At 51.8% G+C, this 14,180-nt stretch carries 15 protein-coding genes; 8 read left to right on the top strand and 7 right to left on the bottom strand.

Going from position 1 to position 14,180, the window contains the following annotated elements; translation table 11 throughout:
- Positions 1–107: 107 nt before the first annotated feature.
- The 5 genes from ACLQ3M_RS06815 to ACLQ3M_RS06835 are packed head-to-tail and all read left to right on the top strand — an operon-like array spanning position 108 to position 5,395.
- On the top strand, positions 108–1,046 hold the full coding sequence (locus tag ACLQ3M_RS06815; RefSeq protein ID WP_411676942.1) for an ABC transporter permease: 939 nt from the start codon (positions 108–110) through the stop codon (positions 1,044–1,046).
- Between the two features lie 15 nt (positions 1,047–1,061).
- On the top strand, positions 1,062–1,916 hold the full coding sequence (locus ACLQ3M_RS06820; protein WP_411676943.1) for an ABC transporter permease: 855 nt from the start codon (positions 1,062–1,064) through the stop codon (positions 1,914–1,916).
- A gap of 5 nt (positions 1,917–1,921) precedes the next feature.
- Positions 1,922–2,944 (top strand): ABC transporter ATP-binding protein, encoded by a 1,023-nt coding sequence (locus tag ACLQ3M_RS06825; protein ID WP_411676944.1) that lies wholly within the window; start codon positions 1,922–1,924, stop codon positions 2,942–2,944.
- Positions 2,941–3,996, top strand: coding sequence for an ABC transporter ATP-binding protein (locus ACLQ3M_RS06830; protein ID WP_411676945.1), 1,056 nt, complete (start codon positions 2,941–2,943; stop codon positions 3,994–3,996). The genes ACLQ3M_RS06825 and ACLQ3M_RS06830 overlap by 4 nt, the downstream gene beginning before the upstream one ends.
- Entirely contained in the window at positions 3,983–5,395 is a 1,413-nt protein-coding gene (locus ACLQ3M_RS06835) for an aminopeptidase (RefSeq protein ID WP_411676946.1), read from the top strand. The genes ACLQ3M_RS06830 and ACLQ3M_RS06835 overlap by 14 nt, the downstream gene beginning before the upstream one ends.
- An 81-nt stretch (positions 5,396–5,476) precedes the next feature.
- Here the strand turns inward: ACLQ3M_RS06835 and ACLQ3M_RS06840 are convergent, their stop codons facing one another.
- Positions 5,477–6,346 (bottom strand): MurR/RpiR family transcriptional regulator, encoded by an 870-nt coding sequence (locus ACLQ3M_RS06840; RefSeq protein WP_411676947.1) that lies wholly within the window; start codon positions 6,344–6,346, stop codon positions 5,477–5,479.
- Between the two features lie 220 nt (positions 6,347–6,566).
- Here ACLQ3M_RS06840 and ACLQ3M_RS06845 point away from each other — a divergent pair, with 220 nt between their 5' ends.
- Positions 6,567–7,637, top strand: coding sequence for an HD-GYP domain-containing protein (locus tag ACLQ3M_RS06845; protein WP_411676948.1), 1,071 nt, complete (start codon positions 6,567–6,569; stop codon positions 7,635–7,637).
- Between the two features lie 93 nt (positions 7,638–7,730).
- Here ACLQ3M_RS06845 and ACLQ3M_RS06850 read toward each other — a convergent pair whose 3' ends face one another.
- From ACLQ3M_RS06850 to ACLQ3M_RS06865, 4 genes are read right to left on the bottom strand one after another with little or no spacing between them, the layout of a single operon-like run.
- Positions 7,731–8,033, bottom strand: a complete 303-nt coding sequence (locus ACLQ3M_RS06850) for a rubrerythrin family protein (RefSeq protein WP_411676949.1) — start codon at positions 8,031–8,033, stop codon at positions 7,731–7,733.
- Between the two features lie 34 nt (positions 8,034–8,067).
- Positions 8,068–8,538, bottom strand: coding sequence for a (2Fe-2S)-binding protein (locus ACLQ3M_RS06855; protein ID WP_411676950.1), 471 nt, complete (start codon positions 8,536–8,538; stop codon positions 8,068–8,070).
- A 1-nt stretch (position 8,539) separates the two neighbouring features.
- Positions 8,540–9,373 carry an FAD binding domain-containing protein gene (locus ACLQ3M_RS06860; protein WP_411676951.1) on the bottom strand — a complete coding sequence of 278 codons (834 nt, stop codon included), beginning with the start codon at positions 9,371–9,373 and terminating at the stop codon, positions 8,540–8,542.
- The gene (locus ACLQ3M_RS06865; RefSeq protein WP_411676952.1) at positions 9,370–11,703 is read right to left on the bottom strand and encodes a xanthine dehydrogenase family protein molybdopterin-binding subunit; all 2,334 of its coding nucleotides are present in this window, start codon (positions 11,701–11,703) and stop codon (positions 9,370–9,372) included. The genes ACLQ3M_RS06860 and ACLQ3M_RS06865 overlap by 4 nt, the downstream gene beginning before the upstream one ends.
- Positions 11,704–11,782: 79 nt before the next feature.
- On the opposite strand from ACLQ3M_RS06865, the gene ACLQ3M_RS06870 reads away from it, so the two are divergent.
- Both ACLQ3M_RS06870 and ACLQ3M_RS06875 read left to right on the top strand, forming a co-directional pair.
- Positions 11,783–12,682, top strand: coding sequence for a YIEGIA domain-containing protein (locus tag ACLQ3M_RS06870; RefSeq protein WP_411676953.1), 900 nt, complete (start codon positions 11,783–11,785; stop codon positions 12,680–12,682).
- A 2-nt stretch (positions 12,683–12,684) separates the two neighbouring features.
- Positions 12,685–12,873 (top strand): capping complex subunit for YIEGIA, encoded by a 189-nt coding sequence (locus ACLQ3M_RS06875; RefSeq protein ID WP_411676954.1) that lies wholly within the window; start codon positions 12,685–12,687, stop codon positions 12,871–12,873.
- Between the two features lie 53 nt (positions 12,874–12,926).
- On the opposite strand, the gene ACLQ3M_RS06880 is transcribed toward ACLQ3M_RS06875, so the two are convergent.
- On the bottom strand, positions 12,927–13,637 hold the full coding sequence (locus ACLQ3M_RS06880) for a manganese catalase family protein (protein ID WP_411676955.1): 711 nt from the start codon (positions 13,635–13,637) through the stop codon (positions 12,927–12,929).
- Positions 13,638–13,807: 170 nt separating this feature from the next.
- Positions 13,808–14,179 (bottom strand): NifB/NifX family molybdenum-iron cluster-binding protein, encoded by a 372-nt coding sequence (locus ACLQ3M_RS06885; RefSeq protein ID WP_411676956.1) that lies wholly within the window; start codon positions 14,177–14,179, stop codon positions 13,808–13,810.
- Position 14,180: the final 1 nt, after the last annotated feature.

The following is a 14,180-nucleotide window of genomic DNA, read 5'->3' on the forward strand; positions in this document are numbered from 1 at the left end:
TAAAACCCATTTGGAAGGCGAAAAGCGAAATAAGTTTGTGAAAAGAATTTGTGAAGGACCGGGAAGCGCCTAAGACTTCCCGGTCCTTTATAAAAAGGTGCCATACTATGAATCGATTAAATTATATCATCAAGCGCATTCTGCAGATTATTCCCGTTCTGTTTGTGGTCTCCATTCTCATCTTTCTCATGCTGCGCTTTATTCCGGGCGACCCGGCCCGTTTGGTGCTGGGCGAGAAGGCAACCAACGCGGAAGTGGCGGCCATGCACGAAAAGCTTGGTTTGAACAAATCGCTGCTGGAGCAGTACTGGATTTATCTCAAGGGAATTCTCACATTGAATCTTGGGGATTCGCTGAAATATCAACGGCCGGTGATTGACCTGCTGAAGGAGCGTACCGGCGTGACGCTGTTGCTGACGCTGGTATCCACACTTTTTTCACTCATTGTCAGTTTTCCGCTCGGTTATTTTGCGGGGATGCACAAGGACAGGCTGGGTGACCATGTGATCCGTACGACCGCGCTTGCGGCGATCGCGATGCCGTCGTTTTGGGTCGGGCTTTTGCTGATGATTGTTTTTGGGCTTTGGTTCCGCGTACTGCCCGTCGGCGGCTGGGGCGCCACACTGCCCGATCAGCTGAAATGCTTGATTCTGCCGGGAATCACACAGTCGTTAATGACTTCCGCACTGCTGATTCGAAATATCCGCAACTCCGTGGTTGAAATCAATCTTCTGGATTATGTTGATTTTGCCCGAAGCAAGGGGATTCCGGAGGGCGAAGTGAAGAACAACCATATTCTGCGCAACGCCATGATTTCGACCGTGACCCTTCTGTCCATGCGGATGGCCTATATGCTTGGCGGCAGCGTCATTATCGAGACCGTCTTTTCCCTGCCCGGAATCGGCGCGCTCACGACGGAAGCGATTTTCTCGCGCGACTACTCGCTGGTTCAGACATTGGTTTTCCTTTTTGCTCTTCTTGTACTGATCATCAATCTGCTGACCGATATCCTGTATTCATTTCTTGACCCACGGGTGGAATTTTAAAAGGAGGACCGCAAAATGTTAAAATCCAAGATCAAAGAACGGCGTTTCACAAAGCGGCCCGCCTGGCTGAGAAATCTGTCCTTCCTCACCGGAGCGGTCATCGTGTTGTTTGCGGTGGTCGTCGCTCTTTTTCCGCAGCTTTTTACTTCCCACGACCCTCTTGAGGTGAACGCTCTCGCCGTTTTGCAGGGCCCTTCCGGCGCGCATCTGTTTGGCACGGACAATTACGGACGCGATGTTTTTTCGCGGGTTGTTTGGGGAACGCGGATCGACCTGCTGCTCGGCGTGCTCGGCACCGTCATTCCCTTTGTCGTCGGCTGCATTCTCGGCCTTCTTTCCGGTTATTTCAGCGGAACTCTGGACAATATCCTGATGCGCGTCATCGATATTTTGATGGCGTTTCCGTTTATCGTGCTTGTCATCGCGATTATGACCGTGCTCGGTCAGGGGATGATCAATGTTTACATCGCTCTTTGGGTCGTCGGCTGGATTTCTTATGCAAAGCTGGTTCGCGGCGATGTTCTCGTGCTGAAAAATGCGGAGTACATTCAGGCGGTTAAAATCGCTGGCTTTAAAAACAGCAGAATCCTCCTGCGCCACCTGCTGCCGAACGTGATTAACGCGGCGGTTGTTTTCGCAACTTCCGACATCGTGCTGAACATGCTGACGGGCGCAAGCCTGAGCTTTATCGGCCTTGGCATTCAGCCCCCGACTCCGGAATGGGGCGCCATTATGAACGAGGGCCGCGGGTATATCAATATCGCCTGGTGGATTACTCTTTTCCCGGGACTTGTCATGGCGGTCACCGGAATCGGATTCAGCCTGTTAGGGGACGGCCTGGCCGATTTTCTGCGGACAAAAGGAAGGTGACGGCGATGGAGAATTTACTGGAAGTCAGAAATTTAAAGACCTATTTTTATACGCAGGACGGCGTGGTAAAGTCGGTTGACGGGGTCAGCTTTTCCGTGCGCAAGGGCGAAACGTTCGGGCTTGTGGGGGAATCCGGCTGCGGAAAAAGCCAGACCTGCCGGTCCGTGCTGCGGCTGATTAAAAAACCCGGCAAGATTGTCGGCGGCGAGGTTTTGTACCGCGGGCAGGATCTTGTCAAAATGAAAGCCCGTGAACTGCGGAAAATCAGGGGAAAAGAGATCAGCATCATTTTTCAGGAGCCGATGACTTCTTTAAACCCCGTGCTGAAAATTCGGAAGCAGATTTACGAGTCCTTTGAAGGATTGAACCTTTCAAAGCAGGAAAAGAACGACCGCGCCGTGGAATTGCTGAAACTGGTTGGGATTCCGATGCCGGAGACACGCCTGGACGAGTACATTCATCAGTTCAGCGGCGGAATGCGCCAGCGGGCGATGATTGCCATTGCACTCGGCTCTAACCCGAAGCTGCTGATTGCGGACGAACCGACCACGGCGCTCGACGTTACCATTCAGGACCAGATTATGAAGCTGCTGAACCGGTTAAAACAGGAGCTGGATATGAGCGTGATTCTGGTAACGCATGATCTGGGCGTTGTCGCACAGATGTGCGACCGTGTGGCCGTCATGTATGCCGGTATGGTGATGGAGATGACCGATACGGTCACACTGTTTGCAAAGCCGCGTCACCCCTACACCTACGCGCTGATGTTGTCGCTCCCGGACCAGAGCAAGCGGGGAAGCCGCTTGGAACCGATTCTCGGTTCTCCCCCTGATCTGGGGAATCTTCCGCAGGGCTGCCCTTTTGCCCCGCGCTGCAAATATTGCCGTGACATCTGTAAAAAAGAATTGCCCCCGCTGGTAGAGGTCGAGCCGGGTCACATGAGCCGCTGCCACCTGAAAAAGGACGAAACAAATTTCAGCGGGATTATTTCAGTCCCGGAAGCAAAGGGGGAGAAAATACTGAAATGACGCGGGAATTGAATGATCAAACGGCCCAAAAGGTGCTTGAAACCCGGAATCTGAGTAAATGGTTTGCCCAGAAATACGGAATTGCAGACCGCATTTCCGGGAAACCGCAAAAGTATGTGAAGGCGGTCAACGACGTTTCCATCCAGATTTACCGCGGTGAAAATCTGGGTCTTGTGGGAGAGTCCGGGTGCGGAAAAAGCACTCTGGCAAGAACGATCCTTCGTCTGTACGAGCCGACGAAGGGGAAGATTCTGCTTAATGGAACCGACATTACCGGTCTGCGGGGAGAAGAATTGAGGAAAATTCGTCCGGCCATGCAGATGGTCTTTCAGGATCCCTATTCTTCCCTGAATCCCAGAATGACGGTCTCCGAAATATTGTCCGAAATGCTTTCCGTTCACCATGTTGTTCCGAAACAGCAGATTCCGGAACGGGTGAAAGAGCTGCTTGACATGTGCGGACTTGGCTCGGAGGCCGCAAATCGTTTTCCGGGAGAATTTTCAGGCGGCCAGCGGCAGAGAGTCGGAATCGCGCGGGCGCTGTCTCTGAATCCGGAATTTATGATTGCGGATGAACCGGTTTCCGCGCTGGACGTTTCCATTCAGGCGCAGATCATCAACCTTCTGGGCGAACTTCAGCGCTCGCTGAACCTGACGATTCTGTTTATTTCCCACGACCTTCATGTGGTTCGCTATATTACCCACAGAATCGTCGTGATGTATTTGGGGTCGGTTGTGGAGCAGGGCGGGACGGAACAGATTTTTCGACAGCCCCTTCATCCTTACACGGATGTTCTGATCAAGGCGACGCCCGGATTAAATCCGCTGGTTAAAACCAGGGAATACGCGATTACCGGCGAGCCGCCGAGTCCGGTCGATATTCCGTCGGGGTGTGTCTTTCACCCCAGATGCACACGCTGCAAACAGAAGTGCAAAACGGAGGTTCCCGCGCTCAGGGAGGTCTTGCCGGGGCGTTTTGTCGCCTGCCATTATCCCTTGACGGAAGAGCAACCCTGTGCGGAGAAAGGAGCGTCGTCAGATGCCAAACAATAATGATGAGGCGGATGTCAAAAAACTGTCTGAAAAACTTCTGAGGAGCGGCAAAAGCCCGCGGATTTCGGACGAGCTTTGGAACGAGGCGTATGAGTACGCCGAAGGTTATAAGGTGTTTATGAACACCGTGAAGACGGAGCGGGAGGCGGTCGTTTATGCGGTCAATTTGGCCGAAAAAGCTGGATTTTCCGCTTTTCAGCCCGATAAAAAATATGCGCCCGGTGACCGTGTGTATCTGAATAACCGCGGAAAAGCGCTGCTCATGGCAGTCATCGGCCGGGACGGCTGCCAAAACGGCGTGCGCATTACGGCGGCTCATATCGATTCGCCCCGCCTTGACCTGAAGCCCCACCCGTTGTTTGAAAAAGACGGGCTGTCTTTTTTTAAGACGCACTATTACGGCGGGATTAAAAAGTACCAGTGGACGGCGATTCCACTTTCCATGCACGGCCGTATTGTCCGCAAAGACGGGACGGCCATTGATATCAGGGTCGGAGAAGAAGAAGGAGAGCCCCGCTTCTGCGTCACGGATCTACTGCCTCATCTTGCCGATGAACAGATGACAAAAACCATGGAGAAGGGGATTGAAGGGGAGAAACTGAATCTGATCAACGGCAGCCGTCCGATTTTCCCGGAAGAACCCTCTCCGGAAGGAAACCGGGTTCGGCTGAACGTGATGAAACTCCTGAACGAAAAGTATGGGATCACGGAAGAGGACTTTGTTTCCGCGGACCTTGAGTTTGTCCCCGCGTTCCCTGCGGTGGATATCGGCTTTGACCGCAGCATGATCGGCGCGTACGCGCAGGATGACCGCGTCTGCGCCTATCCGGCGCTGATGGCCACGTTGAACACTGAAATCCCGAACAAGACGGTCGTTACGGTCTTAGCGGACCGGGAAGAAATCGGAAGCGTGGGGAATACGGGGCTGAATTCTCATTTTCTGACGGACTTTATCGAGGATCTGGCACAGGCGGAGGGACTTTCCGCACGCCATGTGCTGGCTGGATCCCAATGCCTTTCCGCCGACGTGGCCGCGGCTTACGATCCGAATTTTTCGGAGGTATTCGAGCCGAGCAATTCCTGTTATTTGAACGGCGGGGTCGGAATCGAGAAATATACCGGCGGAAGAGGAAAGAGTAAAACAAGCGAAGCCTCAGCCGAATATGTCGCCCAACTGCGAGGTATGTTTGAACAAAACCATGTATTGTGGCAGATGGGGGAAAACGGAAAAGTCGACGCGGGCGGCAGCGGAACTGTTGCAAAATTTATTGCGGCGCTCAACGTAGACGTCATCGACATCGGTGTGCCGGTTCTTTCCATGCATGCTCCGTTTGAGGTGGTCTCTAAACTTGACCTCCTGATGACCGACCGTGCGGTGCGGGCGTTTTACCAGGAATAGAGCGTTTTTGAATCTGAAATCAAAAAGCCGTAAATCGATCTTTCATCGGTTTACGGCTTTTTGTTAGGTTGCCGAAAAAAGCTATTCTGATTTGTTTTCTTCTAAAAAATTTACGACATTATATGCTCTTGTGACCAGATCATCGTATTTTTCTCCCATTTCTATTACGATGCAGGAGGCGATCAAATTAATCAGCGCGACCGGCAAAGACAAAGAGTTGTAGAAGAGCTTGGTCGAGGTGTTGCAGAAGAAATTCAGGCTTCTTTTTGTGATGATGGGCGATGTGGGGCTGTCGGTAATCGTAATAATATCGGCGCCGCTTTGCTCGGCGTATTTTGTGATGCTTTGAATCAAGGTGTAATATTTTGGGAAAGCGATTGCAATTAACAGATCACCGCGCTTCATACGGATAAGATTTGCCTGCACGTTGTCCATGTCTTCCGGATGAATATAAGAACAGCCGATGCTCAGGTGCGAGAGATGCAGATAAAAATTATCCGCCAGTATTTTGGAAACGCCGTGAAAACAGATGAAAATATTCCGTGCTTTCAGAATTCGATCCGCGGCCGCAAAAATATCCTTATCGTTGATCGTATGATAAAAGCTGAGACTTTTCTCACAGTCGTTGTCGCGGATTTGATGAAGCAGGCCTTCCTTTTCGTTTTCCTTGCAAACTGGCATGTCCAAAACAAAAAAATTGGAACTGGAAGAATTTTTGACCAGCTTTTGGGTGTGCACGCGAAAGGCGTTTTTCAGCTCAACATAATTTTGAAACCCAAGTTTTTTGCACATGCGCAGAATGGTTAATTCCGATACCGAGAGGTGCTCGCTTAAGTTTTTGAGCGTGATATAGCAAATATCTTCCGGATTGGAAAGCATATAATCGGCAATTTCCTTTTGCTTGGATGTCAAGTCGGAATAGTATTTTTCAATATTCTGATATAAGTCCATGGTACACCCACTCTATCTGTCGTTTTATGGCAATATTATAACACAATGCAAAATAAAATAGCAATTCCGTATTCATGCACTTTACTGGGAATCGGATTCTCCGGTTCCAAATAAAAACTGTTAATCCGGTATTTTTTGGTCTTATTTGCGTTTCACGGTTGAAAGAAGGCCGAAAGAAAATTATAATAGATAACAATACTTGTCATCGGAGGCAAAACTTATGAGATATGTCCCGACACTTTGTCTGCGTGAAGGCATGGTGCTTGCGAAAAGTTTATATGCTTACGATGGCAGCCTTTTGCTGCAGAAGGGTCAGCCGCTGAAGCATTCATACATTTTGCACATAGCCAAAAACGGCTTTCAGGGCGTTTATATCGTCGACCAGCTTTCGGAAGAGATCGAAATCAAAGCCGTGATTGACGATGAACTGAGAAATTCGGCCGCGAAGGCGGTCAAAGAAATTTACGCCCAAAGCGTGAATACCGGGATCAGCCGGGCCATGGCGGAAAATGCGAAAGCAATTGTTCACAGCATCGTGGAAGAGATTATTGAAAACAGAAACATCATCGTCAATATGATCGATTTAAAATCATACGACGATTATACCTACTATCATTCCGTCAATGTCGGGGTGCTTGCCATTGTAATGGGGACGGCGCTCAACATGAATTCCACAAGCCTCTTCAAACTCGGGTTGGGAGCATTGCTTCATGACATCGGCAAGGTGTTTATCGACAAAGAAATCATTGATAAACGGTCTTCGTTGACTCGGGACGAGTACGAGGAGGTCAAAAAGCATCCCGCGTTGGGGTACGAGTATCTTGTCAACAGCAATCTGGATCTGCCTGTATCCGGCTTAATTGGGATTTTGCAGCATCACGAGCGAAACGACGGGAGCGGTTATCCGTCGGGTCTTGCCGGGAAAGAGATTAGTCAATTCAGCCGTATTATTTCAATCGCTGACGTCTTTGATGCCATGACCTCGGACCGCCCTTACAGACCGGCCATGATGCCGTCGGAGGTGATGGAATTTTTAATGGGCGGCGCCGGAACGCTGTTCGACCCTGAGCTTGTTTCCCTGTTTACCAGGAAAGTCGCGGCATATCCGCTTGGAACCTGCGTGCAGTTGAGCGACGGCCGGACCGCGATTGTTGTTGAGAACTTTGAGGACTGCTGCCTGCGGCCCAAGGTTAAGGTTTTGGGTAAAAACGCTTCCGACCCGGTTTATCTGGACCTGAAAAACGACAGAAGCCTGGCGAATATAACAATTACGGATGTCGTAAAAATGTAATGAGAACGTGCTCACATGATATGCCGCATAGAAAACTCCCGCCATATCTCGGCTATGGCGGGAGTTCTTTTCGATTGGATCGAACGGAACCTTTTATTGAAAGTTATTGTTCTGTTTGTTTTGCACGATCTGTTTCCCTTTGTCAACCGCGCCCTGGTCGTTGGGCTTCAAAAGATAAATCAGCTGTTCCAACTGGCCGATGTGTCCTTTTTCTTCTTCGGCGATGCCGGAAAGAACTTTTTTCACCCGCTCGTCCGTGGTCGCTTCAACATGCGCTTCATATCCGATAATTGCCTCGTACTCGTTGATAATATCTTCCCTCAGGGACTGGATCACCTCTTCCGCGTTCATGGTTTTCGGAACGTTTGCTGTAAACGGGTTGCTGATTAATGCCATAATAGATTCTCCTTTTCATGGGTATTTGATCGGGTTATTGTTTTTGAGACAGAACCACACGGATCGCTTCGCCGATTTCTTCATAGCTGGTACAGCGGCAGATGTTGCTTTGCAGCCATTCGTCGATGACGAAGTCCGGCGGGTTCGGATGCTTTTGCGCCAGCGCATGGCAGGCCATTAAGAATCCGGACGTACAGTATCCGCACTGAAATGCGAATTTTTCGATGAACGCCTTTTGGATCGGCGCGTTTTTCAGCCCCTCCACCGTCGTGATTTTTTTTCCGACGGCCTCCGCCGTCAGCATCAAACAGGATTTGATCGGCCATCCGTCCACAATGACCGTGCAGGCCCCGCAGTCGCCGTTCTCGCAGCCGGGCTTTGCTCCGGTCAGGGCAAGCTGATTGCGCAGCGTGTCGAGAAGGATATCGGAGGGACGTGCGACGACTTCACGGTCTTCTCCGTTCACATTCAGGTGAAGGATGCTTTTTTCTTTGATGCGGAACATGTTACGCCCCCTTTAACGTCTGCAGTACATTAATCAGCGTGTTGTTTAAGACGAATTTGCGAAACTCGGCAGAACCGTCCAGATTGTTCACAAGATGCGGAGCCGCCAGAGCGGAAATCTGCTCGGCCCGTTCGGGAAAGCTCAGGCTTTTGTCGTTCATCAGGCTTTCCCAATGCAAATTGCGAAACGGGTGGGGCAGCAGACCGCTGAACGCCATCCGGATTTGATCGTCCGCCTTCAGGCAGGCAACCGTCAGCAAAGGATAGTCGACCTTTTCATTCTTTGTCTTTTTTACATGAATATAGGGCGCGGACAGCCAGCGCTTTTCAATTGATGCCCTCACAAGAAATTCCCCGCGGGGTAGCTGAAGACGTTCGCGGAAAATCTGTGTGATTTTATAATCCCGAAGTCCGTCCTGTGTTGCCACGGTGACAACGGCGTCGGTCAGCAGAAGGGGAAGAACGGTTTCTCGGTAAATGATTGTGGAAGCAAGGTTTCCTCCGAAGGTGATCTTGCACTGCATGGTGTGGTCCGCGATGCGCCCGGCCGTATGATCCAGCAGGGGGAAGCGTTTCGCCTCCACAAGGTCGGAGAGCGTCAGCGCGGAGCCGATGAGAAGACGGTCCTTGTCGTATTCGAACACACGGCATTCCGGAATTGCTTTCAGGTCGACGACGGCCCCGGTTTTTACGTTGCCCATGCGCGCCATGCTGATGATTTCTGTTCCGCCGCCGAAAAACATCGGGTTTTTCCGTTCCGCGTCGAGCTGCCTGAAAACCGTCAGCGCCTCTTCGATGGTGTCGGGGCGGTCGTATTCAAAGTCAAAAGGAATCACGCTTTGCCTCCCGTCTTAATTCTCCAGATTGTTTCCGGCACCAGGGGCAGTTCGTCCAGTTCCGCGCCGGAGGCAACGGAAAGCGCGTTGGCAAGCGCCGCCGGAATCCCGATAATCCCGTGTTCGGCCAGTCCGCGCGCGCCGTAAGGGGAATTTTCAAGAGGTGTCTCCACAAAATCAACCAGATACTGCGGCGTCTCGCCGAAATGCATCACCTTGTAGGTGCGCAGACTGGTATCCAGTACCTCGCCCTTGGCGCTGTATGAAAAATTCTCGCGCGTTCCAAGGCCCAGGCCCATACACATGCCGCCCTTTAGCAGAGCCTCGCACATCTTTGGGTTCAGGACCTTTCCGGCGTCGATTACGGTAGCGGCCTTGACCAGCCGATAGGTGTATTCCTCGGTGTCGAATTCCACTTCCACGCCCTGAGCCCCCACGGTCCACCAAGGCCCGGCTTTTCCTTTGCCCGTCTCCTTGTCCAGCAGATTCAGGTCTCCCATGATGAAGCTTCCCCGGCCGATGATCTGCCCCTCCACCGCGTTGCCGTTCTGGTACTGGTATCCATGGACCAGGTCCTTGAAGTGAATGAAATTGGACGGTTCATGGCGGACGTAGACCCGTTCGCCTCCCACTTCCAGATCTTCCGGCGGGCACCGAAGCACGGCCGCGGCAAGGCTGGTCAGCTGGCGGCAGACATCCTCCGCGGCGCGCATGGCGGCCCGCCCCTGCATAAAGGTCGTCATGCTCGCAACGGTTTTCCAGTGCGTCGGGCTGTACTTTGTGTTGACGTCCATATTCACATGAATGCGGTCAATGTCCATTTTCAGCTTTTCGGATAAAAGCTGCGCGACCGTGGTTTTCATGCTCGGCCCGTATTCCACGCAACCGCAGTTCACGTTCAGACTGCCGTCTTTGTTAAATGTCAGGATAATACCGGAGACAGCGCCCGGGGGAGAATCGGAGGTTTTCCAGAAGCAGCTAATTCCCTTGGCCCGGATTTTATGGTTGCCCAGCTCAATTCTTTGGCCTTCTCCCCAGTTGATCAGCGGCTTGAGCTTTTCGATGCACGGGCCGAGACTCCCCAGATTGCTGGCGGTTAACGGAACCTGCGTGGGGGTCAGGTTTCCCGGGGCAAGTCCGTTTTTCTTTCGCAGTTCCAGCGGGTCCATCTGCAGCTTTTTTGCCAGCTTGTCAAGCGTTCGCTCCACGCAGAAGGTGTAAGAGGCGTGTCCGAAGCCGCGAAACGAGGTGGCGTAAGGGTGGTTGGTGTAAACGCAGACCGCGTCGCAGGAGACGTTTTCAATGCTGTAAGGTCCCGTGCAGTCGACCGCCATTGCCTTGCTGAGTCTCGGCCCCATGTCGGCGTAAGCGCCGGCGTCCACCAGATAGGTCATCTGCGCGGCTTTGATCATTCCGTCTTTCGTCGCGCCCAGCCTCAGCGTCGCGTCCAGCCCCAGCTTGCAGGGGGAGGACGCGATATCCTGTTCCCTTGAATTCCGAATGTCGACCTCGCGGCCGCACACCGCTTTCGAGGCCATATAGGCAAGCAGCTCCAGCTGAATCGGCGCTTTCCCCCCGAACCCGCCGCCGACGAACGGAACCTCCACAATCACTTTCCCCTGTTCTAGATTAAAAACGGTGCTGAGCTCCTTTTCAATTCCGAACGGGGCCTGGGAGGCGGATTTGACAAATACGGTTCCGTCGGGCGCGATTCTTGCGCGGGCGGTCCGGGTTTCCATGGCGATGTGGTCCGACTGGGGAAGGCTGTAATGCGCTTCGACCGTCACGTCGCATTCTGAAAAAGCCTGGTTGACGTTTCCTTTCCGGATTTTTTTGCTGTCGCAGATATTGGTTCCCGGCTGCGGATAAAGATCCTTGACAATGTGTTTATAGTTTTCCTGATGTTCATGGACCAGCGGCGCGCCGCTTGCAAGAGCCTGCGACAGGGAATTGACGACCGCCAGCGGTTCATATTCCACCTTCACAAACGTGACGGCCCTCGCGGCGTCGAATTCCGAATCGGCAACCACAAGAGCGACCGGTTCGCCGTAATAGCGGACTTTTCCGTTCGCCAAAGGAGGGCGGTCCTCCACCAGCCCTCCGCTTAAAACCGGATAATCCTTTCCGGTAATCACCGCTTTCACGCCTTTTTGCAGAAGCGCCTGCGAGTAATCAATTTTTGTGATTTTTGCGTGTGCGAAGGTGCTGGTGACCATTCGGGCGGTCAAAACTCCCGCCGGATTTTCGTCGTCGGTATACTTTGCGTTACCAGTGACTTTATCCCATGCTTCTTTTCGAATGACGGTTGTTCCGATTCCGGTTTTTGCCATAGAAATCACCCTTTTCTTTCGTATCTCTCGTATTATTTGCAATCAGTTGTTAAAAATACGAAATGAAGGGAGAGATTCGATGGAAAAGGCTTTGAAAGAGCCTGATATCTATATGATCGTGATTGGAATCATCATGGGTGTTTCCGCCCGCATTGCCACGCTGAAGGTGGATTACAGGCAGATTCCAACCTACCCGTGCGCTTATTTTAATAATATCGTCATGGGATTTATCGCGTCCAGCTTGGGGGCAATCGCCATTCCGGCAATCCTGTCCGGCGACTTTGTTTCCATTACTTTTCTGACGGTCGCCGTTCAGCAGTTTCGTGAAACCCGCAAGGCGGAGGGCGAAAGCCTGGGCCGGTTGGAGCATACCGAATACACGCAGCGCGGGGACGCTTATATCGACGGAATATCTAAAACGTTCGAATCCAGAAATTATATTGCCATGGTTACTTCTTTGATTTCGGTGCTGGCAATGAAACTCAGCAATTCCAAGTCCCTGGTGGTTTTGGTCCCCTGCGGGGTCATCACGGGAGTGGTTGTCATTGCTTTGCTCTATCGGTTTACAAAGGGCAAAACCATCGGGGATATCTGCAATATCCGCGACGGGAAGATTGAGGTAAAAGGCTCGGAGCTTTTTGTCGACGGAATCTTTGTGACCAATACGCTTGGGGCCGACAAAAGCAGAGAGCTTTTTACGAAAGAAGGCCTTGCCGTCGTAATCGAACCCAAAAGGCCGGTCAGCCGGCTGACCCTGGAAAATTACGGGCAGAGGCAGGCGATCCTTTTTGAAGCGGTCAAGGCGCTGGGAGTCAGAAGATACAAATACACCAGAAGGAATTTTTTAAGCGAAACCGGTATGATCATTATTGCGTTTGTACCCATGATCAATGACCAGAATTTACTGCACTATGCGGTCGCGCATACTCCTGTTCTTGAGAACAGCAGAAAAGTCGGCCGAATCGTTAAAGGGGGCTAACCGTGAAACAGCAAATTGAAATACTGGCCTATATCACTGCCGACGAAAACAGGGTTCTCGGCGGCGATCCCCTGACGCTGCTGGTGAAGGACCCGGAGAAGCAGAAAGAGCTTGTCAGGGATCTGGGCCTTGCGCTGCGTGCGAATGTGGTGCAGCTCAAAAACGGAGATTATATTCTGATTACGGATTGATAAAGGCACGGCCCGGACAAATCTGTCCGAAGTCGTGCCTTCTGTGAATTTTTTTAGTGTACCATACCCTGGCCCTGCTGATTTGTCTGGTTCGGAATGTTGAATTTCGGGGGTTTGGGATTCTGCAGGTTGTTAGTGTCGAAATATTTGCCGGGGGTCGACAGGTCAAAATACTTTTTGGAGTCAGACGTCACGCCCCAATCGGCCAGCGAACCGGTTTCCTCCAATTTGTTGAAAGCCTCGCGGAACAGGGTGTTGTGCGCTTCTTCCCGGTTGAGCAGAAAATCGATGGCTTCTCTTACGCCGGTATCCGTAATCTGACGGTACAGATATTCATAGACGACCTTTGCTCTTTGCTCCGAAGCAATGTCGGATAGAATATCTGCGGCCAGGTCCCCGGTTTCGTTGATCCACGCGGCGTTAAACGGGTAGCCGGAAGCGTTTGTCAGCATTGGAGTCAGGCCAGACATGGTTGAAGCTTCCACCGACCCCACAGTTGTGTTCTGCGCGTCCAGATTATGGCCGTTGAGCAGGTTGACCAGAGTGCCGACCATTTCCATGTGCCCCAGCTCTTCCGAACCGATATCAAAGAAAAGATCCTTGATCGCGGGGTCTTTGATGCGAAAGCTCTGAGAAATATACTGCAGTGCAGCCTTCAGTTCACCCTGTGGGCCGCCAAACTGCTCCTGCATCATGTTGGCGTAATTTAGGTTGGGTCCGTCGACGCGGACTTCTTTTAACAGCTGCTTTTCATGTTTAAACAATATAATCCCTCCTGCGGCGCCTGAAATCAAACGCCACAGTTAGTATGGCGAAAAAAACGGCGGATAAACATACCCGCCGTTTCAAGACCTTCAATGAATCGCAGAAAAATCGCTTTTTATACGGACGTTCGCCGCAAGCACAGACTCCCGCGCGCATACAGAGCTGCCGGTCAATGCTGGTGATGCTCCCCGCAGGTGCTTTCAAATTCGTGCTCGTGGCAGACGCTGCCGGCGGATTTCAGTTCTCCCTTAAGGTATTTTTCCACCGCTTCTCCCGAATCTCCCGCCGCGCCGGAAATCACTTCGATATTTTTTTCGTTAAAAATATCGATTGCTCCGCCGCCGATGCCGCCCGTAATAATGGCGGAGACGCCCAGGTCGCTGAGGTAATTGGGAAGAAATCCCGGTTTATGGCCCGGGTTCTGGTTGAATTTACGCTCGGTGATCTTGCCGCCTTCCACGGTAAACAATTCAAACCCCTCGCAGTGCCCGAAATGTTCGGAAACGTTTTTGCCGTCGCATGCAACCGCAATTTTCATCATG

This window comes from Caproicibacter sp., from assembly GCF_046707225.1.
Classification (GTDB): domain Bacteria; phylum Bacillota; class Clostridia; order Oscillospirales; family Acutalibacteraceae; genus Caproicibacter.